The following is a 21,474-nucleotide window of genomic DNA, read 5'->3' as shown; positions in this document are numbered from 1 at the left end:
GTCCAACTATTTTGAAGAAGTGACAATGATCCTGCAATTTTAGACAAGGATGAATATCTTTGTTCTAAAATTGAATCATGAGTCTAGAAAAAATTGTACAGGATCGCGCTGCCGGAAAATGTGAATTATGCTCAGCTACAGCCGAACTACAAGTATACGCTGTTCCGCCCAAGGCAGATGAAAACGCTGATCATTACGCAGCAATTTGCCAGATTTGCCATCATCAAATTGAAAACAAAGAATCAATGGACAGCGCACATTGGCGTTGTTTGAATGACAGCATGTGGAGCGAGGTTCCTGCCGTTAAAGTACTTTCATGGCGAATGCTTAATCGCTTGCGTGGTGAAGGTTGGCCACAAGACCTACTTGAAATGATTTATCTTGAAGAAGATGATTTGTCATGGGCAAAATCTACCGGTGATCATTTAGACGATGAAGATAAAATAATTCACAAAGACTCAAACGGAGCTATTTTGCAGCAAGGAGATACGGTTACCTTGATAAAAGATTTGGATGTAAAAGGCGGAGGATTTACTGCTAAACGCGGCACTGCTGTTCGCAATATTTCATTGGTTGCTGATAATGCAGAACATATTGAAGGCAGAGTTGAAGGACAACACATTGTCATTTTGACGAAATACGTGAAAAAATCTAATTGAAAATTTAATTCTTTTGAAAATGAATATGCGCAAACTATGTTTATTCATGATGTCTATAATTTTTATAGCCTGCGCACCGGTAAGGTTTGTTGAACCATTAGATAAAGGTACTTTTAGCGTAGGTGGTAATTTTGGTGGCCCCTTGATTGAGTACCCGCCTGCCGTTATTCCAGTTCCTTTTCTGGCTGTTGAAGGTGGTTATGGAATTGATACTAACCTCACCGTGCATGGTGGTTTTAATCTTACGTCAGCGTTTTTTGGTAATATACATTTAGATGCAGGTATTACATATCGTTTTGTTGAACAGAAAAAATTTGTACCTCATGTTTCGGTTTCACCATCTTTTCAATTCGTATGGGATATGTATGACCACACGGCAAAATGCTGGCCCGTGCTTGATGTGAATACCTATTGGAATTACGGCGCAAGAAAAAACTATTTCTACACCGGCATCAATAATTATTTTGACTTGTCCAAAACTATGGCTAATGATCTTCCGGTTGAACATCGCTGGCTATTCAGTCCTCAATTTGGACATGTATTAAAAAGTAAAAGCGGGAATTTTCAATTCACAACAGAAATAAAACTTTGCGGAATATTTTTAAAAAGTAAGTACTCTTTTATTCCATGGGCCGGTATCACTGCTGATGCAGGCGCAACAGGAATTTATTTTGGGTTCAGATGGTTAATCCCACAACATTAGTATGGCAAGATATTTATTTCTGATACTCCTTTGCGCAAGTTTAATTGCTTGCAAAAAAGTAAATTTGGATGCGCTTGCGTTTCCTTATGAATCGCTTGAACACTATGCATTTGATGCGTATGATGATCCTGAAATTATCATTGATGACAGTTTGAAAGTTGACCAATCTTTAGTTAATTTAATTTCAATGAAATCATTCAGTTCAGAAACCGGAGAAGAGTACACCATTTACGGTGTGTACATTGGCGACACTAATTCTATTGCAACAGACAGTGTGATTCTCTACCTGCATGGACAATCACGACACATGGATTATTACTGGACACGGTCAGCCCTGCTTGCCAATACCAAATCAAAATATCAGTATGGCGTATTTGTTTTTGATTATCGCGGATACGGTATGAGTGAAGGTAAACCAAGTGAAACAGGTTTATATGAAGATGCTGACGCAGCAATTGATTGGTTGATCAGCAAAGGTGCGCAAGCTAATCGCACTTTTTATTACGGCTATAGTCTTGGTGCCATTCCGGCAATTGATCGCGCGGCGTATCGTGAAGATTTTAAACCTGCAAAATTGATTATTGAATCACCCCTTGCATCAGTTCAATATCTCACGCAATCATCAACAGTAATTACGGTTGATTCAAAATTTGTATCTACGCTTGAATTTGATAATGCAGAAAAAATAAAAGACATCCAAATTCCTTTGATGTGGTTACATGGTGTTGAAGATACCTACGTGAGTATTTCCAATGGCGAACTGATTTTTGAAAACGCAGCTTCAACTTATAAAGAAGCGCACCGAATTGAAGGAGCTGGTCATTCTGAAGTACCTGTATTGATGGGTTACTCAAACTATTTGCAGGTACTTGAAAATTTTATTTTGAAGAATTAAATCTGTACGCAAATTCAACTTGTCAATTTTCAAAGCGCCCCAATTTTTTCTTCCAGAATTTTAATTTTTCCCAGAACATCCGCTTCTTTTCTTCGCTCACTTTCAACTACTGAAGCAGGTGCGCCCGCCATGAATTTTTCATTGTGCAGTTTTTTATAGATGATGGCCAATGAACCTTTGGCATATTCCAATTCACTCATCAGTTTTTCTTTTTCAGCTCCGGCATCTACCGTTTCACCAAACGGAATAAAATACTCGTTGTTATTGCTGATAAACGAAAAAGCATTATTCATTTTTTCAGTGACATAATCAATTTTACTGAGATTACCCATTTTAAGAATTACCGCATCCAATTCACGGTTAGACTTTTTATTTTCTTTGATGAAAAATTCAAGTTGTACTTTTGGTGCTATATTTTTTTGTTTGCGAATGTTGCGTATCTGGGTAATTACTTCTTCTGCTAATGTAAAATCACGCAACAGATTTTGATCAACCATACCACCTTGTGGTAAATGACTGATGATGATATCTTCACCTTCACCGCGCTCTTTCAACCAATGCCATATTTCTTCTGTAACAAAGGGCATGAACGGATGAAGTAATTGTAATATTTTTTCAAAAAACACAATGGTAGAATCCAGTGTTTTATTGTCAATTGGTTGCTGATAACCCGGCTTAATTACTTCAAGATACATGGAGCAAAAATCATCCCACACTAATTTATAAATTGCCATCAAGGCATCAGAAATTCTGAACTTATCAAAATGCTCATTGATGTTTTGAATAGCATCATTCAGCTTACTTTCAAACCAAGATATTGCCATGCGAGATGCATCAGGCTGCGGAAGATTTTTCCATTCCCATTGATTCACCAAACGGAAAGCATTCCATATTTTATTGGCGAAATTTCTTCCTTGTTCACATTGAGATGAATCAAAAGGCAAATCGTTTCCGGCAGGTGATGAAATGAGAATTCCCACACGCACTCCATCAGCGCCGTATTGTTCAATTAATTCAATTGGATCAGGTGAATTACCCAATGATTTAGACATTTTGCGTCCTAATTTATCACGCACGATACCGGTATAGTATACATTTTTAAACGGTAATTTTCCGGTATATTCATATCCTGAAATAATCATACGCGCCACCCAGAAAAACATAATCTCCGGTGCCGTTACTAAGTCATTGGTGGGATAATAATATTTCAAATCTTCATTGGCATTGGCAAAACCATTTTTTATTATGCTTGGATCAAAAACTGAAGTTGGCCATAACCAGGATGAGAACCACGTATCAAGTACATCTTCATCTTGTTTTAAAACTGAAGAACTTACTGATAAGTTGAATTTAAAAGATGTAACTTCAGAATCAACTACAGATTTTTGCTCAGCATATTCCATCGGAAATTTTTCTTTCCAAATTTCTAAAGCCTCATGGCATGTCTTAGCTACAATATAATTTCCTTTTCTGTCATACCAGGCAGGTATTTGATGCCCCCACCAAAGTTGTCTTGAAATACACCAGTCTTTGATGTTTTCCATCCAATGACGATAGGTGTTTTTTAAATTGTCAGGATAAAATTTTATCTCACCATTCATTACTGCATCCAAGGCAGGTTTTGACAAATCTTTCATATCAACAAACCACTGCAATGACAATTTGGGTTCAATGACAGCGCTTGTTCTTTCAGAATATCCTACTTTGTTGATGTGATCTTCAACTTTGATTAAATAGCCCAACTCATCTAATTCAGTTGCTATTGCCTTTCGCACCTCAAAACGATCTTTGCCTTGATAATGCAGACCAAGTGAATTTAATGTTCCATCATCATTCAAAATATCCAGGGTTTCCAACTGATGTTTTTTTCCCAACTCATAATCATTCAAATCATGCGCAGGAGTAACTTTCAGGCAGCCGGTACCAAATTCCATATCTACATATTCATCTTGAATTATCGGAACAGTTCGATTTGAAATTGGCACAATAGCTTTTTTGCCGTGCAGATGTTTGAATCGCTCATCTTTTGGATTAATACAGATAGCAGTATCGCCTAAAATAGTTTCAGGTCGGGTAGTTGAGATGGTTAGCCACTCATCTTCAGTACCTGCAATTTTATAGCGCACAAAATAAAGTTTAGAGTTAACTTCTTTATACTCTACTTCTTCATCAGACAATGCAGTTTTTGCCGCAGGGTCCCAATTAATCATTCGGGCTCCGCGATAAATTTTTCCCTTTTTATGTAAATCAATAAATGCATCAATAACGCTTTCAGAATAGGCAGGATCCATGGTAAAACTAGTACGCTGCCAATCACATGATGCCCCTAATTTTTTTAATTGTTCTAATATCACACCGCCATATTTATCTTTCCATTCATAGGCGTGTTTTAAAAATTCAGCTCTGGACAAATCTGATTTCTTGATTCCTTCAGCGCGCAATTTTTGTACTACTTTAGCTTCAGTGGCAATAGACGCATGATCAGTACCCGGTACCCAACATGCATTTTTTCCTTGCATCCGCGCACGACGCACCAATACATCTTGAATGGTATTGTTGAGCATGTGCCCCATGTGCAAAACGCCTGTTACATTTGGCGGCGGAATTACCACCGTGTACGCTTCACGATGATCAGGCACTGAATGAAAATAGTTTTGTTTCATCCAGTGTGAGTACCATTTATTCTCAGCTTTGCCGGGTTCGTATTGCTTTGGAATTTCAGTTGACATGGGGTATGCGTTTTATTTTGACCCGCAAATTTAACCCAAAATAATCAATAGATGTTTCTTTGGGTTCATTTAAATACAGCAATTGATTCGTGTGAAAACCCCAGTTATACTCAGCAAAACCGGGCATAATTAGAATATTTACTTAAGATCTTTATTCAGGGATATCACTTTTGAGAATATGCCACGCAAATGGTCAAAATCATTATCATTAGTGATCAACGTAGAATTTGTAACGGTGGCTGTTGCAGCAATCCATATATCATTTTTACCCATATTCTTTGGTGAAAAATCCGCTTGATATGTGTGGGTCTTACTTTTTTTCTGACTAAAACAATCAATATCAGCATAAGCCTTAATCAAATCATTTGACTGAATGGGAATCTTCAGAAATTGCTCCAATAATTTTTCAAGTTTGCCAATATTGCTCTCCCCCCAATTACGCTGATATGCGAGCGACATGAGTTCTGCCTCAGTAACTATAGAAATTATCGCCAAATTTGTTGATTTGAAGGGGTTAATTTGCAAATCTAATTTTTCTGCCAGCGCATTTTTGGTTAAGTAATACAGAATTACATTGGTGTCAAAAACAAAATTCATGATACTAATATGATTACTGATTTATCGTGTCAAGAAGGTCGTCCAGATTATCATTCACCGAAACATCTTGTGCAAACTGATTGATTTTTGTTGATGAAGTCCCTTTGTAACTCTGCTCAGCCACTAATCCCGGCAAATCTATTTGCTCTTGAATTGCATACGAGGAGTTTTCAAAAAATGGCGTTGATTTGTCCGCCATTTCCAGGAATTGGATTTCTATTGAGACTATTTTTCCTTTAGGGTTAAAATGAGCAAGCCCTATACAAGTGATTTCATTACCTAAAAAAGACCTTGCCTTTTCAAATGAAAATTCAGGACTTAAGTGAGCTTTATATTTTCCGTTAGCATTTACCAACTCTAGTAAATTATTAGAATGTCTCATCATCTCAAGCTTACCGGTGAGTTTTATTTTTTGATCAGCCGGTGTTTTCTCATCAAGAATTTTTATTTTTTGAAGAGTACTTTGTGCAATGGTAATTTTAGGATTAAGATCTCCCAAGATATCAATAGACGCTTTGAGATTGTGCGAAAAAAGCTTATTAAATCTCAGCATTATCTGAAGTAAATTTTTATCCAATATTTCATTCTTCTCTATTGTTTGTGTTGCTTTTTCATAGGCAATACAAGCTAAACTGAGGGCAGATTGTTCTCTCACATCATTAACACCCAGCTCATCAAACAATGGCTGCTGAAAATTCCCTAATGCATCTGACAAAACAGGAGCTTTAATTTGTAAAATCGTTGATCCTTTTTTAATTCCGGCCAGAGAAAAATCAAGTGATCTTCTCATCCATTCAGGATCTCTTCCCCTTTTATTATTACTGTGTCCTTCAAGATAAAGTCGCAATGCGCCTTCTGACAAATCACGCAACTGATCTGTTATTCTGGTTAGCACAGCAAAAGGAATTTCTCCATTCGGAAAATCGAATTTTTTTAATACAATATGATGCAGAATACTTCTCTCCACAAGTTGATTTTCCGTTTTAGAGTTTAAGTCAAAAAATTAAATTATGTCAATGTCTGAAAACAAATTTACTGGTTTGGGAATGAATTATCAAATTAATTGGCAATTTGTTGTGAGATAAGAGTGCCTAACGGAATAAAATAATGTTATGCTGAATATCTTTTAGAACAATTCAAAATCGCATAACATCCAATAACTACAATTAATTTTCGTTGTAACAGAATGAAATGGTTCGTTTTATCAATGCTCATTGGTTTTTGTCAACTAAGTAAATCATGTACATGCATGACATTTCCAACTCACATTGACTCAGCAAGAATCATGGATACAGATTTTGAAATTTTTACAGGACGAATAGTTGGAAGAAGAATCAGTTATTATGGTAGGGAACCTTATTTTTTGTATAAAGTTCAAATTACTAATCACTACACGCTTGGCACAACAAAAAGATACATCACCATCAGAACGGCAACCAAAAGTTCAGCATGCGGATACCGTTTCAATTTGGGAATGACTTATCTGATTACTACACACAGAAACCATGACGAACAATCAATCAGAGACACCTCTGTATGTGTTAGAAATGTATTGGTCTCTAAAGCGCAAGATGAAATTGAACTTATTGAAAGAGTCTTGTCAAACTCAAATGAGTGAACAGCGATTTTTTGTATTTGACTTCGCACATAAAATCACTATGACTATTTTTCCTACTCACCCCAACAAGTCATTCAATTTTTCCATTTTTTCTTTCAGTTGTGCCACCTCTTGTTCAAGGGCAATGATTCTGTTCTCAAGGGAGCTCACCGATTTTCTTGCCGGTTCTTCTGACAGAAAATCTTCATCATTGGATTGAGGTGTTGCAGAAAATAAATGACAATATCTTGCTTCTTTTTGTCCCGGTCTTTTAGGAAGTTCTTTGACCAATGGCATTTCGTACACCGCTAATGCATTCAGCGTTTCAATCACTGTTTGGAGAGATTGAAATTCATGCAGACGCCCTGAGTTAGAATTAATTTCACCCGGCGTCAAAGGACCTCTCAAAAACAATAAGCAGAGTGCGGCTACTCCTCCATTAGGAATATCAAACATGCTATTGAAATTGTGTTTGTATTTATTGGTGCGTGATCCTCCGCCGGTGACAGGACTCACAAATCCTTTACGTTTCAAGCCATCCAACGCAATCACAACAGTTTCATCATCATATTCTACAACAGGGTTGCGTGAAGATTTTTGATTACATGCAGCCGTAATTGCATTCAAAGTCATGGGATAATAATCAGGCGTAGTTTTGCTTTTTTCCATTAATGCACCTAATACCCTAATTTCTTCTGAACTCAATAATGGAAGTTGATACGAGCTCTCTTCTAATGATTCTGTCATACGCCAAATTGTTTTAAATGATGATCCAAATGTTTGTAAAATAAATTATTCCATTCATTGGCTGTTAGTGCACCAAACGAAAGTGATTCCTTTCCTTCAAAATGTGATCTGCCAAGTGCTTGTGTTTTTTGCAGATATTCAATCAATCGTTTTTTCTCTGATTCAAAATTTCTTTCATCAGCAATCATGAAAGCAGGTGCTGTGCGCAAATTGTGGTTATATGGTTTCTCACTCACCACCGCATTTTTTATAAACATCTTCAACATAAACCGTGCAAACGCACTCGGTTTTTTGTGCTTGTCTTCTAAAGCCATTTCATAACTCACGCTACAATGTGCCAGCATTTGATCCACGCGCATTTTTCCCCACTTTGATGGTGTGTCAGCCTTCAAGGTATGAATGCGGCTCATTAATTGATCAGTTATCTCGTTTGAAAAAATATCAGGTAATGCCATGGGGTTAGGTTTTTTTATATTGACTGCTAAGTTCGCCTTTTTTTAGAACTTCTAAGATGAAAGTTTTTAAACCTCCATTCATTTTCAGAAAACCAAATTATCCAAACATTGTTAACTTTGGTATAATACCTAATGACCATGGAAAAACATACAATCAAGGCTGAGTGGAAAGATGGAATACACTTTGAATCAAAGGCACCCGGCGGAATTTTAGCATTAGATGGAGCAGAAGAATCAGGAGGACAAGGCAAAGGCCTACGTCCCAAAGCGCTTATGCTATCTGCTATTGCAGGTTGCACAGGCATTGATGTGGTGATGGTATTAAATAAAATGCGTGTACCTTATCAAACTTTTCATGTTGAAGTAAACGGTGAATTGACAGATGATCATCCAAAAATGTATCATACCGTACATATCGTTTATCATTTTAAAGCAGAAAATCCGGATATGGAAAAGTTTACCAAAGCAGTGACATTATCTTTTGATAAATATTGCGGAGTGATTGCGATGTTTAAAAAATTTGCCCATGTGACAATGGAAATTAAAATGAATGCCTGAAAACACGTTCAACTTGGCTGAAAAAAAACATATTCTCATTTTACCTCGTTGGTACCCCAACCGACATGATGTTCAACTGGGAAATTTTATTCGTCAAATGGCCAAATTACTATGTTCTACATATGATATTTCTGTGATTTACGTGCAAGCAGATGCAACAATTCACAAAGAGTTTGAACTAATAGAAAATAGAGAAAATAATTTTCACGAAATCATCGTGTATTTCAAAGAAGGGCAAGGCGTTTTTTCAAAAATAATCAATGCGCGCAGGTATAGAAAAGCACAGACCATTGCCTATCAAAAACTACATCATAAACCCGACTGTTGTCATGTGCATGTACCCTACCGTTCAGCTATGCTTGCCACTCGTCTTAAACAGCGAGACAACATTCCGTTTTACATCACTGAACACTGGTCAGGGCATTTGAATGGTGAGTGGCAAAAGAAAAATGCAGCAGATAAATTATTGTATAAAAAGATTCTTGCACAAGCTGTAAAAATATCTTGCGTCAGCAAAAAACTAGCTGAACATTTTAAAATCAATACAGGATTTAATGCTGAAGTGATTCCTAATTTAATTCAATTTGAATCATCAGTTGAAAGCAAATTGGTAGTTGATCAAAATAAAACGATACAACTCCTTTCCATCTCTGATTTGACAGATAAAATTAAAAACATCAGTGGTTTACTGCATGCATTTGCAGATGCTTTGCACGCCAATAAAAATTTACATCTCACCGTTATTGGCGGTGGTCCTGATGAACAAGATTTAAAAAATCTAGCAACTAAATTGCAGATTGAAGATAAAATTACTTTCACCGGAAGATTGTCTCATGATCAAACAATGCATACTCTGGCTACCTGTGATTTTTATATATGCAATAGCCAATTTGAAACTTTTGGAATGGCATGTGCTGAAGCACTTTTAGCGGGCAAACCGGTAATTTCAACTCGTTGTGGAGGGCCTGAAGAATATTTGAATTCTGAAAATAGTATTCTTATTCCAACAAATGATCATCAGGCGCTAGTACATGCGATACGCGATATGTCTAAACACTACCAGAATTTTGAAAAAAATAAATTGAAGCAATCCATCCAATCTGAATTTGGAGTCAATGCGGTTTTGGCAAAGTGGAAATTATTTTTTGGGTGAGATTTTTTTCTTAACAACCGTAATCATCTTAATGACTAAAAATGGCAGTTGTTGGATTTTTCGTCAATAAGGAATTGTTTCAGATTATTTTTTGTTTGAAAATTCTCTGATTTTTTCCCGCCTTAAATCCGCACAATCAATTTACGAACCCAAATCTCAGCATTGTCTGAAATAAATAAAACAAAATAAATTCCCGGCTCTAAATCATGCGGAATTTCAGATTGCAATGTTGCTGATGCGGCGAAACTCATCAGAACTTGACCATTAGAATTCATCACCTGAATCTCAGAAATATTTTCAGGATATTCAAGGACAAAATGTGAAGATGTAGGATTAGGATAAATAGTAAATAATGGCAAATTCAACCCCTCTTCACTAGCGTAAATATTATTTTCATTCAATACGGCCACTGCATCCAAATCAAAACCACCTGAAGCAAAATCGGTAGGATAAGGATCATTAATTATATTTCCTTGAACATCATAATTTGCATAAGCAGGATCAATAGTACCAACCACATCAACAATGCGAATAAAACGAATGCTGTCAATATTTATATTCACAGAATCAATAAGATCATTCAAGTCAAAAGGAGTACCATAACCCTGAATAAATTTGCCCGCAAGGTTGTGAATTTTTTCTGTATCCGTTGTGGCGTAGGTTCCGGTTTGGGCAGTTGTTTGCGTGAGTGAAACGGATGGAAATCTCACGAAATGAATTCCGTCTGAACTTGCTTCAACAAAAGCCAATTCAAGATAATCATGCGAGAAACTATTTTCAAAAACCACAAAATCATTTCCAGGTCCATTCATGATGGGAAAAGCAAAACCCAGCGTAATGTATCCGCTGTCACCCAATGAAACTACATCAGTACTTGTGCCTTCAGCGTAACCCAGCGCAGCGGTAGAATCACCAAAAGAGGCTAAACTAATCCAACCATTCGCAATATCACTTGGGCCTCTGTGAAAGTCAATAATCTGTGTAGCCCAGCCCACAATGGTTGCAGAATCTTTGTGCACAGCAATAGTACCAATTTGATTAGCCGCAGGTGAGTACTGAGAATACAGCATATTTGACCCCATGAAAATCAAAATCAATAAGATAATCTTACTCATTTGTGACAATTTTTTTTGCGTTTAATTCTGCTTGAAATTCATATTGGAAAATTCCGCTCGCGTTATACACCTTCACCACTGATGAATTAACATATCCCTTGGCATCAAAGCAGAAAATTAAATTTGAAACGGGATCATATTCTATTCCGGCAAAAGTTTCGTAAGTACTGCAATCAATAAAAGTAATTCCTTCAAAATTTTCCGTCAATAAATTCATGCGCCGCACTTCTTGAACATTCGTATCATAATAATACATCCAATCACCTGCGCTTGTGATTTGTGAAATCGGCATTTCTGTAATATCTATCAAACTATGCGTAGCGGCAGATATTCTAACAATTGCAGGACTGATGCTTCCGTAATTTCCATTAGACAAAAGATAAATTTCATTCTCAGAATCAGCCAACATTTGTGTACAATTAATACGAGACTCAATGGTGTTGACCACCGTTTTAGTATCCATATCAATCACCGTTACGGTAGAATCATATACCGGAAAATTGAGTCCGCCGGAATTAGCAATAAAAAGTTGATTGCCACTTTGCACCATAGCATCAGGATTTGATCCGCAGTTCAAAGTATGTGTGATCGTATAATTTTCAAGATTGATTACCGTAACCGTTCCATCAAAATTGCACACAAATGCAGATTCTCCATAAACTTTGACATGCCTTGGTTCACGAGCCACACTGCCATTAAAAAGTGGTATTTGTGCTACACTCTTCAAGGTGTTGGCTTCAACAATTTCAATTTGGCTTGAAACATCTACAGCAATCAAAATGTACGCGGTGTCATTTAAAATATAGCTCACCATATCATTCCCTGTATCACCCAAACCACGATTATTTTCAGTGTAAAAACATTGCGTATAAACCGTGTTATCATCTAACGAATAAAAACTCAGCGAAGCATTATTCTGTTGATATAATCCTTCATTTAAAACCACGTAACCATGTTCATATTTATCCGGACTTTCAGGTGGTAATGGAGGATCATCTTTTTTACAAGCACTCAATAAAACAAGGCAAAGTACAAGCATACTCCATCTTACACTATTATTAATTTGTCTTTTCATTTCCATTCAAAATTGAGTTTGAATTCAACATGTCTTCCCGGCATTGGAAAACTCTTAATCACTTCATAATTTTTGTTCAGTATATTTTTACATGCCACGCTAAGTCTGAAGTTCATGGTCTTACTTAATTCTAATTTCATGGCAAGTTGCAAATTGATATCCGTAATTTTTTCAAGATAATTTGCATAGTTGTTTTCATTCAAAATGTATCTGCCTCCGGTGTACAAACCCTGACATCCCAATTGAAAATTGTAGAACTCCGCTAGCATTCCAAATGTTCCGGAATGAAAAGGTACATAAGGAACTTGGTCTCCATAAGAATTACTTTCTTCAGAGGTGATATCAGTAGACAAATTATACGTGTATGTTGTATTCCACGTAAAGCTTATTTTTTTTAACCGATACTGAATAAGTAGTGACAGATCAGTTCCCTTGGTTGAAATAATTCCAATGTTTTGCATGCTCCAATTGAACAAATCTTTAGTTGGTATAGCAATTATTTTGTTTTTCAGATATCCATAAAATCCATCAGCGGTTAGCTCAATAGTCAGCTTTTTCTTATCAATTGTGTACATTAATCCTGCATTGAATAAATGACCGGTTTCAGGTTTCAACTCTGTGTTTCCAATAAAATTGTAGTAAAGATCATTGAACGAAGGCATCACGAAAACACGTTTATAATGTCCTCTCAATTTAATGGGAATATTTTTGACCGGTTGTATTCCTGCTGATATAAATGGTGATAATTCAAATCTATTTTGGATCACACGCAGATTTGCTGAATCAATTTTATCATGAATAAATTGACCTGTCAAATAGGCTGAAATTTTAATTCTTTGATATACGCCATGTACACCTGCCACAGCATTCAATTCACTGCGCTGCGGTTTCAACAACATGGATGATCCCTCAAGAAAAGATGAAATAAAATCAGCTCCGGAAAAAAATTCCACCGTGTTTGATTTTGATTTTCTTCTCATCATAAAACCTGTTCCGGCATTTTGCTGCAAATAGGAATTATCCAAAAATCCTTGCGCATTTAGAAATCCGGGATCATAATATCTCAACCAACCACGTTGATAAAAAGCATGATAACGAAGAGTAAATTTTTTAAAATTGAATTTTTGTTGAAGATCAAATCGCATATCTTCATTCCATAATTCTTGATCAGATAAATTGTTATAGAGAATGATTGCGCCGGGCAATTGCTGATGATTATTAAAATAAAGTGCATTGATCAACATCGAGGACTGCTCATTTTCATAACCTGAAACAAGTCGTAGTTTATAACTTAACAGATCTGAATTATTCCTTGTTTGCACCTCTGATGACCCAGACGGAAGATAAATAAAAGGATAATTTCCCGTTCCATTCCTCATCATACCTTGCGCACCAACAAACCAATTTTTTTTAATTGGCGCCTGAATTAAAAAACCATTTTCAAGTAACGAGACTGTTGAATATCCTGAATATATTTTCATTCTGAATGTCTCAGGTTTTTTTGATAGTACAGATTGAATTGAAATTGAATTACTATAAATATATGCACTGGCAGAGGTGGTTTTATCATTGACATTACCGGTACTGAAAGACGCTAAATCAAGACCGAATAATTCAAAAGCGCCTAAATTAATAGTGCCGCTTTGCGCGTTTGGTAATTTAATTCCATCAGAAATAACGGCAGTATGATTTGCCCCGAGTGTACGAAAAGAAACCGTGCGCACCCCGCCAATTCCGCCGTAATCTTTTAATTGAATTCCGGGCACAAACCTGAAAGCCTGACCAACATCACCTGCAGAAAGAGACATTAATTTTTCATCATTGAGTTGATAATGCGGAGCAATTGCATGCACATCAGTAATGCGCAAAATGCTATCATCAACAGAAAAAATATTCACCGGATTCAAAACCCGCACTGTGTCCGGCTGAGCGTAAACAGCGAATGGCAACATCAAAACAAAAACAAAAGCATACGGAACCAGCCGCACAATCTTTTGTTTTTGTCTGAATAATCTCATTCGTTAGTGCAAAATTTTCTGCGTAAAAATTTCACCGGTTGGTGTAACAGCATTTAATAAATATATGCCGCTATTAAAATTTGAAAAATCAATCATGGCAGATGTTGTTTCAATAAGTTGTTCAGAAACTAATTTACCATCACTGCTGAAAATTTGGATGATTGTTCCGCCCGGAACATCAACATTCAATATTGTTTGAACCGGATTTGGATAAGCACGCACGAAGTCAGATACATTTTCTTCAACAGAAAGACTCACCATCAAATTATCCATTGCAAAATAAGCGGGATTATTCATTCCCCAACCACCGGTTGTGTCTGTTGATGACAATTCAAACTCAATACCTTTTACGTTGCCAAGTGAAGTGAGATCAACCAGCGTCCATTCATCAACAATATAATCATCTGCATCATTTGCAAAGCGGAAATCAGCAAGATAAAAATTGACAGAATCACCTGTTCTCAAAGAATCTTCACCAATACCAAAAATGGTAAGCAGAAACCAATCTTCGCCATTGGTTCCATCAATCATTCCAAGCGCGTTGGTGTCTGCACCAAAAGGTTTTGTATAGGCATCTCCGTTGAGCATTGAATAATATGCATACGTTGTATTGGTAACATACATGTATTCCATAGCCCAGGCGCCGGTGAGTGTATTATAAATGCGATTACCATTCCATGCATTTACATAACAGAGACCATAATTTTCAGAACCATCTGTGCCGGCACCGGTAATTGCACTGTATTGATTTGACCAACCGGTTGTAGTATTGTCAGTGACGTTTGAAACTGCCCAGCCACCAAAACTACCCCAAGCACTGTTGTAATTGTTTTGAAAACTATAGATACCGTCTTGCAAAATAGTATCTCCATCGGTTACCTGATCTTGACCATACCATGCGGATTCTGGTGCCAATGTTACGTTTTCAAAATCAGCATGAAGTTGTGCGTTTGTGCAAAATGTAATAAGTGCTGCACTAAAAAATAGAAATTGTTTTTTCATCCTTTTAAAATTTTACTAGTTAATAAAAGGAATAAATTGAAGAGATGAAAATGGATGCTAATATCCTAAGTTCAAAACCCTGCCTTTATCCCGAAAGCTTGTTTTATCTTTTGAATTACGGCAGGTCTTCTGACTTGCTCCTAACCTTGAAACCTTCCCGTCTACATGGGGTTGAGACAGTGGTGTTTTTTTCAAGGCATGAAAGCCTACAGCTGCGGGTACAGTTCCGGAATTTTAATTTTCGTACAAGTGAAAACCAAGCACCGGATTCCCATTTTAATCTCGCTTGCGCGGGAACCATTATTCAGGGCAAAGATAGTAGAATTTTTTTATTAGGGGTTAGGAGATAGGGCATAGGAATTAGTACCTAGGGCATAGGGATATAAATTGTAGGGGCGAATTGCATTAGCCCTAACGCAAAACGTGAATACATGAATTGCATTAATCTAAATAACAATTTCTTTTTTCAATTAATTGCGGCTGTCAAGTCCCCACATCATTTTATTGCGGATTGTGTTGAGGAAATTTTGTTTATCTGTTTGAACTACATTCAATTCAAAATCTGCTTTTTTAATAATCAGTTCAACTGATGAATCAATGATTTCTGAACGTGAATCTAAGGTGCATAAAAAGCCTTCGCTTCCTCGGCCTTCAACACGCAGTTTAATTGGACGATCATCCGGTACAACAATGGGGCGTACATTTAAATTATGTGGAGCAATTGGCGTAATCACATAACTGCGAGAACCCGGCACAATAATAGGGCCACCGCAACTTAGCGAATATGCCGTTGAGCCCGTTGGTGTTGCTATAATCAATCCATCTGCCCAATATGAGTTCAAATATAAATCACCAAAATATGCGTGAATGGTAATCATAGATGAACTATCTTTTTTGTGTACAGTCAATTCATTCAAGGCAAAATTGTTGTCGCCAAAAAGATTTTCTTTTGTTTCCAATGCTAATACTGATCTTGCCTGTAAACGATATTTATCTTCATGAATATATTGCAGTACTTCTCTGATTTCATCTTTGTGTGTTGATGCAAGAAAGCCAAGTCTGCCGGTGTTCACTCCAAGCACAGGAATGCCACTGTCACGAATGAGATGCACCGTTTCTAAAAAAGTTCCATCACCACCTACTGAAATAAGCAAATCAATTTTACCCCAGATATCTTTGTGTTGATTAAAAAAAGCAGGAACAGAATCAAAGTTGATTCGATCTTTAATGCAACCATAAAAATCTTCATGTACCATAATAGACCATTGAAACATTTTCATGGTATTGAAAAGTTCCTGGATGTTAGGCACAAAAGAATCATTAAAGTTACGACCAAAAATTCCAACCCGCATACTTACATATTTAAGAAATTCATTAACTCGTCATATCGTCTTTTCAAATCATCATGAAAACCGCTTTTTTGATAAGTCTCCTTGATATGATAATCATACCGGTTAAATGTTTGAATGATTCTGTCAAGATCTGTTGTATTAATTTTCAAAGTGACTTCAATATTGGCAGATTGTGGTGAAGATGTGATGAAAGAGCTAAGAATTTTTGCATTATTTTCTTCAACAATTCGTGCAATTTGAGTGAGTGTATAGTCATGTTGATTCATCTCAAGTACAAGTATTCCGCCCGGTTCATTGATTGAATTGATGGCCGTAATTTGTGACATGAGATATAACAAATCAGTACATCCCAGGTATTCATTTTTTTCATTGAGAACAGGAACCACGGTAATTTTATGATCAGCAATTACCTTCATAAGTTCATAAACATGTCTGTCATTATAAATGAAAGGTCGAGGCAGTACGGCAAAATGTTCATTCAATTTTTTTGAAGGATCAGGCATATCGAAGATATCATTTTCAGATACCAGACCGATATACTCACCATTTTCAACGATGGGAAGATGACTCACTCTGAATTCATTCATCCAGTCAAGGGCACGTTCTCCGGTTTCAGAGAATTTCAAAGGTGGAATCATGTCTGATATTAATTCTTCAGCGCGCATGTTTTTATTCTGGTTTAATATGTTAAAACGTGATCAGATTTTTTCATCAGGGCAACTTTCAAATTTCAGCATTCTGATGATAATGTTTACAATCGTACACGATATTTGTTCGTAGTATTTAAATTTGAATCAAAATTGACTATTTTAATTGACATGGCAGCCAAACTAAGTGTGAATATTAACAAAATTGCAACCTTGCGCAACGCGCGCGGAGGCAAAATACCGGATGTATTACTTGCAGCAAAGAACTGTGAACTTTTTGGCGCAGACGGAATTACCGTGCATCCTCGTCCCGATGAAAGGCATATAACCACTCATGACACTTATGAACTGGCAAAGATGGTACAAACTGAATTTAATATTGAAGGATATCCGGATGCGCGTTTTTTAAAAATGATTCAAGAAATAAGACCCGCACAGGCAACGCTGGTTCCTGATCCGCCGGGTGTATTAACTTCTAACGCCGGATGGGACACCATACAACATCGTGATTTTTTAAAAGATATTATTGCGCAAATTAAATCATACGGCGTACGCACATCAATTTTTATTGAAACCAACCCATCACTCATTGAAAAAGCAACTGAAACCGGGGTTGACCGCATTGAGTTGTACACCGGACCGTATGCAGAAATGTATACAGAAAATCCACCTGCTGCTATAGCTCCGTATATCATTGCTTCAGAAACTGCTAATCAATGCAAACTTGGTATCAATGCAGGTCATGATCTCAGCCTTGAAAATTTGAAATACTTTGCAAAAAACATTCCTACGCTGCTTGAAGTTTCTATTGGTCATGCCTTGATTTCTGATGCGATATACCTTGGACTTGAGAATACCATTCGCATGTACAAACGAGAACTCCAAGGATGATTTACTGTATTTTTACGCTGTAGTCACATTGTCTTAAAACCGTATGAGTAAAATAAAATCTTTCCCTGAGGGATTAACTTATGAATATCTTGTTCATGGTGTTTTTACATTTATTTTGGGAGGTTTTTTACTCTTCTTCAGCGCTTTCATAAGTTTGCCCGTGATGGCAGTGGGCATTGGCATGATCGTTATTTCTACAGGTGTTGATGTTGATAATAACGAAAATAAATTGCGTAAATACAAATCTGTTTTTGGATATAAATGGGGGAATTGGATTAACATATCTCATATTAAAAAAATTGAATTGATTTACGATTTTAATACGGGAAAACTGCCCGGTGTTTTACAGGGCAATGTCTACCCTACTCCAATAGGTGCACCAAACAGAGGAGGCACTTTAAAAACATTTGATCTTTATCTCACCTATCAGAACAACGAAAGAATTTTACTGAATAAATTTAATAAAGCAGGTCTTGCTCTTGGTGTCATGAAAGAGCTACAAAAATTCTCGTTTCTTGAGATAGATAACCAGTACGAAAAAATGCTGGTAGAAAGTTTTAAAGGGAGAAGGTATTGATGCTTTTTATCTTGCTCTTTTTTTCATTGAAATTTTAGTGCCGGCACATTTAAAATTTGCCATTTTCATTTGATATTTATTCTTTTCCTGATCAGCTTCAATAATAAATATTAATATCCACTGCTCAATGTAAAACAGATTCATTTGAAATTTGGTAAATTTGAGTTTATTATAAATTGAAATTCGTTTGTCACAACCAACAGCTAAAAAATGAAACATAAAAAACTAAAACTTCAAGAGCTGGGACGAATCAGTATTGACGATTTTCAGAAAGCTGAAAAAACTCCACTGTTTTTAGTATTGGACAATATCAGATCTCACAACAACGTGGGTTCAGTTTTCAGAACGGCAGACGCATTCAGAATTGAAAAGATTTTTCTTTGCGGTATCAGTCCGCAGCCACCGCACCGTGACATTCATAAAACGGCACTTGGTGCAACTGAAAGCGTGGCTTGGGCTTACGCCATTGATACACTTGAATTGGTCATTGCCTTGCGCAGTTCAGGCGTGATTTGTTACGCCGTGGAACAAGCTGAGCATGCTATGATGTTGCAAAATTTTTATCCGGACAAAAGTAAACGATATGCTTTTATTTTTGGCAATGAAGTGGATGGGGTGAGTCAACCAGTAATAGATGCTTGTGATGGAGTTATTGAAATTCCGCAAGAAGGAACAAAACACAGCATCAATATTTCAGTTTGCACCGGCATTGTTTGTTGGGATTTTTTTATTAAAATGAAGAACTAAAATTTCTCCATCAATCATTCTGAACAGGTATTTTATGCGTGTAAACCATGTTACCAATAAAAACAGAAACCGCGTAAATACCGGGCACCAGATCAGCATCAACAAAAATTTCATACTGATACTTTCCTGCGCTCAACAAACCTGGATTTAATGTAGTGATCAATTTTCCATCCAGAGAGTATACTTGAAATAACACATAATCTGTCTCTGACAATTCAAATGTTGTTTTGAATATTTTTTGTGATGCGTCATAATACACGCGCAATGATTCTCCCGTTTTTTCATAGGGTGTTATGGTATTGAAAATAGCTGATTGAAGATTGAACTGACCGAGGTAAACCAAATCACCTGAAGTATTACCCATGTTGTTTGATTTTACAAAACTGTAATAGAGCGTAAGATCACCGGCATCTTCAGCTGGTGCTGTCCAATTCACTGTCCATGTTGTTATACCCGCAGATGTACTATGTCTGGCATACTGTCTGCCTGATAATGTTGCGATACTATAATTTGTGCCAGATGTAAAATCACCTGCTTTCGTGTTTTCTGAAGAGAGGATAGTTGCCTGAAATCCATTCTTGGCACCTGATGATGTTGAAATGGTAAATGAATAATTCTGTCCAACCACATATTCGTTTCCGGCGCCTGAAAAACTTATATCAATAATGCCTGTTGGAGATTGAATACTGCCCGAATGACAACTGGTACAATTTCCTTCACCCGGTGCGCCGGTTTTAGCCGCCGGTGGATTCATGGATGAATTTACTATCTCTGTTTTTGGATGATAGGTACTGAAGATTCCCTTCTGAGCTGAATAACTCACAAATGCTAACATCACTATGAATATGAATACTGCTGTTTTTATCATCTCGCTGAACTTAAATCTTGTTGTGCCGTAGGAATTTTCGTTAATGGTTTTCGTTTTCAATCAGCTCTCACATTACTTAACGAATGAAAAGTATAAAAAGTTTGTTACAACAAGTATTTTATTTCATGCCCGCATTCATATTATCTCACATATATCAAATCATAGCTTAAACCTGCGATTCACAGAGAAACCAAAACGGAATTGTCCTTTGAGCCAATCTTCAGTAGTTGCAGGAATAAAAAGATTTTCTGTCACAGCACGACTATTGGTAAAGTTCAATGAAAACACATGACCTCCGGTGATGAATTCTATACCAAATCCTAAATGATTAGTATAATTCACCTCACCCGGACGATGTAGGATATAAGTATATTCAGCCAATAAGCCAATGGTTTTGGTGATACGAAATCTGCCGCATAAACCCAGATAAGTCAATCCATTTTGATCACGATAATCAACATAATTCCGATGATTATATCCAAAATTCATTTGTACAGAAATACGATCAGAAAATTTTCTGGCAACTAATATTTGAGAATTGTAAATAAACCGATGAAAAAAATCTGGATATGAAGTGATCGAAGTTGAATCATCAGAAGCGGCTCCGTATGGGACTGATAAGGAACTCATCAATACCAAGGTGACCGGCATATTTCCTTTGTTCTGTTGAAGTAGTTTGTATTTGAAATAACCATCAGCTACCTGCGTGAGTAATCCCGTTCCTTTACTTCTGCCCAAACCTAAGTTGATATTTTTAGTCAAACCATATTCAAATGCAATTCTTACATCAGCCAGATTATCAAAACCAAACCAACCTGGTACACCGCCGGCAGCACCGGCAATATCTCCGAATTTATGGGCAACAATAAATTCTAGTGATCGGGCAGGTATCATATCTACTGAGTGCAAATTGATGACACGTGTGCCGGCAAACTGATCTCTCACAGGTGTTTTATCTACCCATGAAATAAAATCAACCGGTTCAGCACTTACATAAGCAGAATCTTGCATGAACCCGTTAGTCTGAAACAACAAGAAAAAAATAGGTATTGACATAATTTTTTTAAGAGACGATTGATGAATTGTTTT

General features: G+C 36.7%; 23 protein-coding genes and 1 riboswitch. Of the genes, 9 read left to right on the top strand and 14 right to left on the bottom strand.

All coding sequences use genetic code 11. From position 1 onward, the window contains the following. Positions 1-77: 77 nt before the first annotated feature. The 3 genes from IPH66_02510 to IPH66_02500 are packed head-to-tail and all read left to right on the top strand — an operon-like array spanning position 78 to position 2,257. Positions 78-659 carry a PhnA domain-containing protein gene (locus IPH66_02510; protein MBK7128225.1) on the top strand — a complete coding sequence of 194 codons (582 nt, stop codon included), beginning with the start codon at positions 78-80 and terminating at the stop codon, positions 657-659. A gap of 46 nt (positions 660-705) precedes the next feature. Beyond that, on the top strand, positions 706-1,362 hold the full coding sequence (locus tag IPH66_02505; protein ID MBK7128224.1) for a hypothetical protein: 657 nt from the start codon (positions 706-708) through the stop codon (positions 1,360-1,362). Between the two features lies 1 nt (position 1,363). Next, positions 1,364-2,257: an alpha/beta hydrolase gene (locus tag IPH66_02500; protein MBK7128223.1), complete on the top strand. Its 894-nt coding sequence runs from the start codon at positions 1,364-1,366 to the stop codon at positions 2,255-2,257. 29 nt (positions 2,258-2,286) lie between these two features. Here IPH66_02500 and IPH66_02495 read toward each other — a convergent pair whose 3' ends face one another. The 3 genes from IPH66_02495 to IPH66_02485 form a co-directional block, all read right to left on the bottom strand. Then, complete coding sequence (locus tag IPH66_02495; GenBank protein ID MBK7128222.1) at positions 2,287-4,986, bottom strand: valine--tRNA ligase; 2,700 nt, start codon at positions 4,984-4,986, stop codon at positions 2,287-2,289. Between the two features lie 138 nt (positions 4,987-5,124). Beyond that, positions 5,125-5,583, bottom strand: coding sequence for a type II toxin-antitoxin system VapC family toxin (locus IPH66_02490; GenBank protein ID MBK7128221.1), 459 nt, complete (start codon positions 5,581-5,583; stop codon positions 5,125-5,127). Between the two features lie 13 nt (positions 5,584-5,596). Beyond that, positions 5,597-6,550, bottom strand: coding sequence for a hypothetical protein (locus tag IPH66_02485; protein ID MBK7128220.1), 954 nt, complete (start codon positions 6,548-6,550; stop codon positions 5,597-5,599). Between the two features lie 282 nt (positions 6,551-6,832). Here IPH66_02485 and IPH66_02480 point away from each other — a divergent pair, with 282 nt between their 5' ends. Next, a complete protein-coding gene (locus tag IPH66_02480; GenBank protein MBK7128219.1) occupies positions 6,833-7,201 on the top strand; it encodes a hypothetical protein in 369 nt (122 codons plus the stop codon). 57 nt (positions 7,202-7,258) lie between these two features. Here IPH66_02480 and IPH66_02475 read toward each other — a convergent pair whose 3' ends face one another. Next, complete coding sequence (locus IPH66_02475; protein ID MBK7128218.1) at positions 7,259-7,927, bottom strand: YceH family protein; 669 nt, start codon at positions 7,925-7,927, stop codon at positions 7,259-7,261. Then, positions 7,924-8,382 (bottom strand): DUF1569 domain-containing protein, encoded by a 459-nt coding sequence (locus tag IPH66_02470; GenBank protein MBK7128217.1) that lies wholly within the window; start codon positions 8,380-8,382, stop codon positions 7,924-7,926. The genes IPH66_02475 and IPH66_02470 overlap by 4 nt, the downstream gene beginning before the upstream one ends. Before the next feature lie 138 nt (positions 8,383-8,520). On the opposite strand from IPH66_02470, the gene IPH66_02465 reads away from it, so the two are divergent. Next, on the top strand, positions 8,521-8,940 hold the full coding sequence (locus IPH66_02465) for an OsmC family protein (GenBank protein MBK7128216.1): 420 nt from the start codon (positions 8,521-8,523) through the stop codon (positions 8,938-8,940). Then, positions 8,933-10,093 (top strand): glycosyltransferase, encoded by a 1,161-nt coding sequence (locus IPH66_02460; GenBank protein MBK7128215.1) that lies wholly within the window; start codon positions 8,933-8,935, stop codon positions 10,091-10,093. The genes IPH66_02465 and IPH66_02460 overlap by 8 nt, the downstream gene beginning before the upstream one ends. Positions 10,094-10,215: 122 nt before the next feature. Here IPH66_02460 and IPH66_02455 read toward each other — a convergent pair whose 3' ends face one another. The 6 genes from IPH66_02455 to IPH66_02430 form a co-directional block, all read right to left on the bottom strand. Further along, positions 10,216-11,208, bottom strand: coding sequence for a T9SS type A sorting domain-containing protein (locus IPH66_02455; GenBank protein MBK7128214.1), 993 nt, complete (start codon positions 11,206-11,208; stop codon positions 10,216-10,218). Next, positions 11,201-12,283: a hypothetical protein gene (locus tag IPH66_02450; protein ID MBK7128213.1), complete on the bottom strand. Its 1,083-nt coding sequence runs from the start codon at positions 12,281-12,283 to the stop codon at positions 11,201-11,203. The genes IPH66_02455 and IPH66_02450 overlap by 8 nt, the downstream gene beginning before the upstream one ends. Continuing rightward, a complete protein-coding gene (locus tag IPH66_02445; protein ID MBK7128212.1) occupies positions 12,280-14,301 on the bottom strand; it encodes a TonB-dependent receptor in 2,022 nt (673 codons plus the stop codon). Before IPH66_02445 ends, IPH66_02450 begins: the two co-directional genes overlap by 4 nt. Positions 14,302-14,304: 3 nt before the next feature. After that, a complete protein-coding gene (locus tag IPH66_02440; protein ID MBK7128211.1) occupies positions 14,305-15,303 on the bottom strand; it encodes a DUF4465 domain-containing protein in 999 nt (332 codons plus the stop codon). 101 nt (positions 15,304-15,404) lie between these two features. Continuing rightward, positions 15,405-15,620: riboswitch (cobalamin riboswitch) on the bottom strand. A gap of 153 nt (positions 15,621-15,773) precedes the next feature. After that, entirely contained in the window at positions 15,774-16,655 is an 882-nt protein-coding gene (locus IPH66_02435; GenBank protein MBK7128210.1) for an NAD kinase, read from the bottom strand. A gap of 2 nt (positions 16,656-16,657) precedes the next feature. Continuing rightward, a complete protein-coding gene (locus tag IPH66_02430; GenBank protein MBK7128209.1) occupies positions 16,658-17,320 on the bottom strand; it encodes a CBS domain-containing protein in 663 nt (220 codons plus the stop codon). 153 nt (positions 17,321-17,473) lie between these two features. On the opposite strand from IPH66_02430, the gene IPH66_02425 reads away from it, so the two are divergent. Together IPH66_02425 and IPH66_02420 are read left to right on the top strand one after the other, a co-directional pair. Continuing rightward, positions 17,474-18,193: a pyridoxine 5'-phosphate synthase gene (locus IPH66_02425; GenBank protein ID MBK7128208.1), complete on the top strand. Its 720-nt coding sequence runs from the start codon at positions 17,474-17,476 to the stop codon at positions 18,191-18,193. A gap of 43 nt (positions 18,194-18,236) precedes the next feature. Continuing rightward, positions 18,237-18,770: a hypothetical protein gene (locus tag IPH66_02420; GenBank protein MBK7128207.1), complete on the top strand. Its 534-nt coding sequence runs from the start codon at positions 18,237-18,239 to the stop codon at positions 18,768-18,770. A gap of 6 nt (positions 18,771-18,776) precedes the next feature. Here IPH66_02420 and IPH66_02415 read toward each other — a convergent pair whose 3' ends face one another. Then, positions 18,777-18,989 (bottom strand): hypothetical protein, encoded by a 213-nt coding sequence (locus tag IPH66_02415; GenBank protein MBK7128206.1) that lies wholly within the window; start codon positions 18,987-18,989, stop codon positions 18,777-18,779. Here IPH66_02415 and IPH66_02410 point away from each other — a divergent pair. Next, positions 18,981-19,517: an RNA methyltransferase gene (locus IPH66_02410; protein MBK7128205.1), complete on the top strand. Its 537-nt coding sequence runs from the start codon at positions 18,981-18,983 to the stop codon at positions 19,515-19,517. The two genes, IPH66_02415 and IPH66_02410, sit on opposite strands and share 9 nt — an antisense overlap. 10 nt (positions 19,518-19,527) lie before the next feature. Here IPH66_02410 and IPH66_02405 read toward each other — a convergent pair whose 3' ends face one another. Together IPH66_02405 and IPH66_02400 are read right to left on the bottom strand one after the other, a co-directional pair. Continuing rightward, positions 19,528-20,385 (bottom strand): hypothetical protein, encoded by an 858-nt coding sequence (locus IPH66_02405; GenBank protein ID MBK7128204.1) that lies wholly within the window; start codon positions 20,383-20,385, stop codon positions 19,528-19,530. Positions 20,386-20,544: 159 nt separating this feature from the next. Further along, positions 20,545-21,441: a hypothetical protein gene (locus IPH66_02400; protein ID MBK7128203.1), complete on the bottom strand. Its 897-nt coding sequence runs from the start codon at positions 21,439-21,441 to the stop codon at positions 20,545-20,547. Positions 21,442-21,474: the final 33 nt, after the last annotated feature.

Source organism: Crocinitomicaceae bacterium, assembly GCA_016708105.1.
In the GTDB taxonomy this organism is placed as follows: Bacteria; Bacteroidota; Bacteroidia; order Flavobacteriales_D; family Crocinitomicaceae; genus JADJGJ01.
Note: the sequence above shows the minus strand (reverse complement) of the source record. Positions and strands in the feature narration are given on the sequence as shown.

Excerpts from the sequence above, each read along its gene's own strand:
- IPH66_02425 (MBK7128208.1), top strand. The coding sequence starts at position 17,474 with ATGGCAGCCAAACTAAGTGTGAATATTAACAAAATTGCAACCTTGCGC.
- IPH66_02400 (MBK7128203.1), bottom strand. The coding sequence starts at position 21,441 with ATGTCAATACCTATTTTTTTCTTGTTGTTTCAGACTAACGGGTTCATG.
- IPH66_02505 (MBK7128224.1), top strand. The coding sequence starts at position 706 with ATGATGTCTATAATTTTTATAGCCTGCGCACCGGTAAGGTTTGTTGAA.
- IPH66_02430 (MBK7128209.1), bottom strand. The coding sequence starts at position 17,320 with ATGCGCGCTGAAGAATTAATATCAGACATGATTCCACCTTTGAAATTC.
- IPH66_02470 (MBK7128217.1), bottom strand. The coding sequence starts at position 8,382 with ATGGCATTACCTGATATTTTTTCAAACGAGATAACTGATCAATTAATG.
- IPH66_02475 (MBK7128218.1), bottom strand. The coding sequence starts at position 7,927 with ATGACAGAATCATTAGAAGAGAGCTCGTATCAACTTCCATTATTGAGT.
- IPH66_02420 (MBK7128207.1), top strand. The coding sequence starts at position 18,237 with ATGAGTAAAATAAAATCTTTCCCTGAGGGATTAACTTATGAATATCTT.
- IPH66_02455 (MBK7128214.1), bottom strand. The coding sequence starts at position 11,208 with ATGAGTAAGATTATCTTATTGATTTTGATTTTCATGGGGTCAAATATG.
- IPH66_02480 (MBK7128219.1), top strand. The coding sequence starts at position 6,833 with ATGACATTTCCAACTCACATTGACTCAGCAAGAATCATGGATACAGAT.
- IPH66_02445 (MBK7128212.1), bottom strand. The coding sequence starts at position 14,301 with ATGAGATTATTCAGACAAAAACAAAAGATTGTGCGGCTGGTTCCGTAT.
- IPH66_02495 (MBK7128222.1), bottom strand. The coding sequence starts at position 4,986 with ATGTCAACTGAAATTCCAAAGCAATACGAACCCGGCAAAGCTGAGAAT.
- IPH66_02440 (MBK7128211.1), bottom strand. The coding sequence starts at position 15,303 with ATGAAAAAACAATTTCTATTTTTTAGTGCAGCACTTATTACATTTTGC.
- IPH66_02490 (MBK7128221.1), bottom strand. The coding sequence starts at position 5,583 with ATGAATTTTGTTTTTGACACCAATGTAATTCTGTATTACTTAACCAAA.
- IPH66_02410 (MBK7128205.1), top strand. The coding sequence starts at position 18,981 with ATGAAACATAAAAAACTAAAACTTCAAGAGCTGGGACGAATCAGTATT.
- IPH66_02460 (MBK7128215.1), top strand. The coding sequence starts at position 8,933 with ATGCCTGAAAACACGTTCAACTTGGCTGAAAAAAAACATATTCTCATT.
- IPH66_02450 (MBK7128213.1), bottom strand. The coding sequence starts at position 12,283 with ATGAAAAGACAAATTAATAATAGTGTAAGATGGAGTATGCTTGTACTT.
- IPH66_02510 (MBK7128225.1), top strand. The coding sequence starts at position 78 with ATGAGTCTAGAAAAAATTGTACAGGATCGCGCTGCCGGAAAATGTGAA.
- IPH66_02435 (MBK7128210.1), bottom strand. The coding sequence starts at position 16,655 with ATGCGGGTTGGAATTTTTGGTCGTAACTTTAATGATTCTTTTGTGCCT.
- IPH66_02465 (MBK7128216.1), top strand. The coding sequence starts at position 8,521 with ATGGAAAAACATACAATCAAGGCTGAGTGGAAAGATGGAATACACTTT.
- IPH66_02415 (MBK7128206.1), bottom strand. The coding sequence starts at position 18,989 with ATGTTTCATTTTTTAGCTGTTGGTTGTGACAAACGAATTTCAATTTAT.
- IPH66_02405 (MBK7128204.1), bottom strand. The coding sequence starts at position 20,385 with ATGATAAAAACAGCAGTATTCATATTCATAGTGATGTTAGCATTTGTG.
- IPH66_02500 (MBK7128223.1), top strand. The coding sequence starts at position 1,364 with ATGGCAAGATATTTATTTCTGATACTCCTTTGCGCAAGTTTAATTGCT.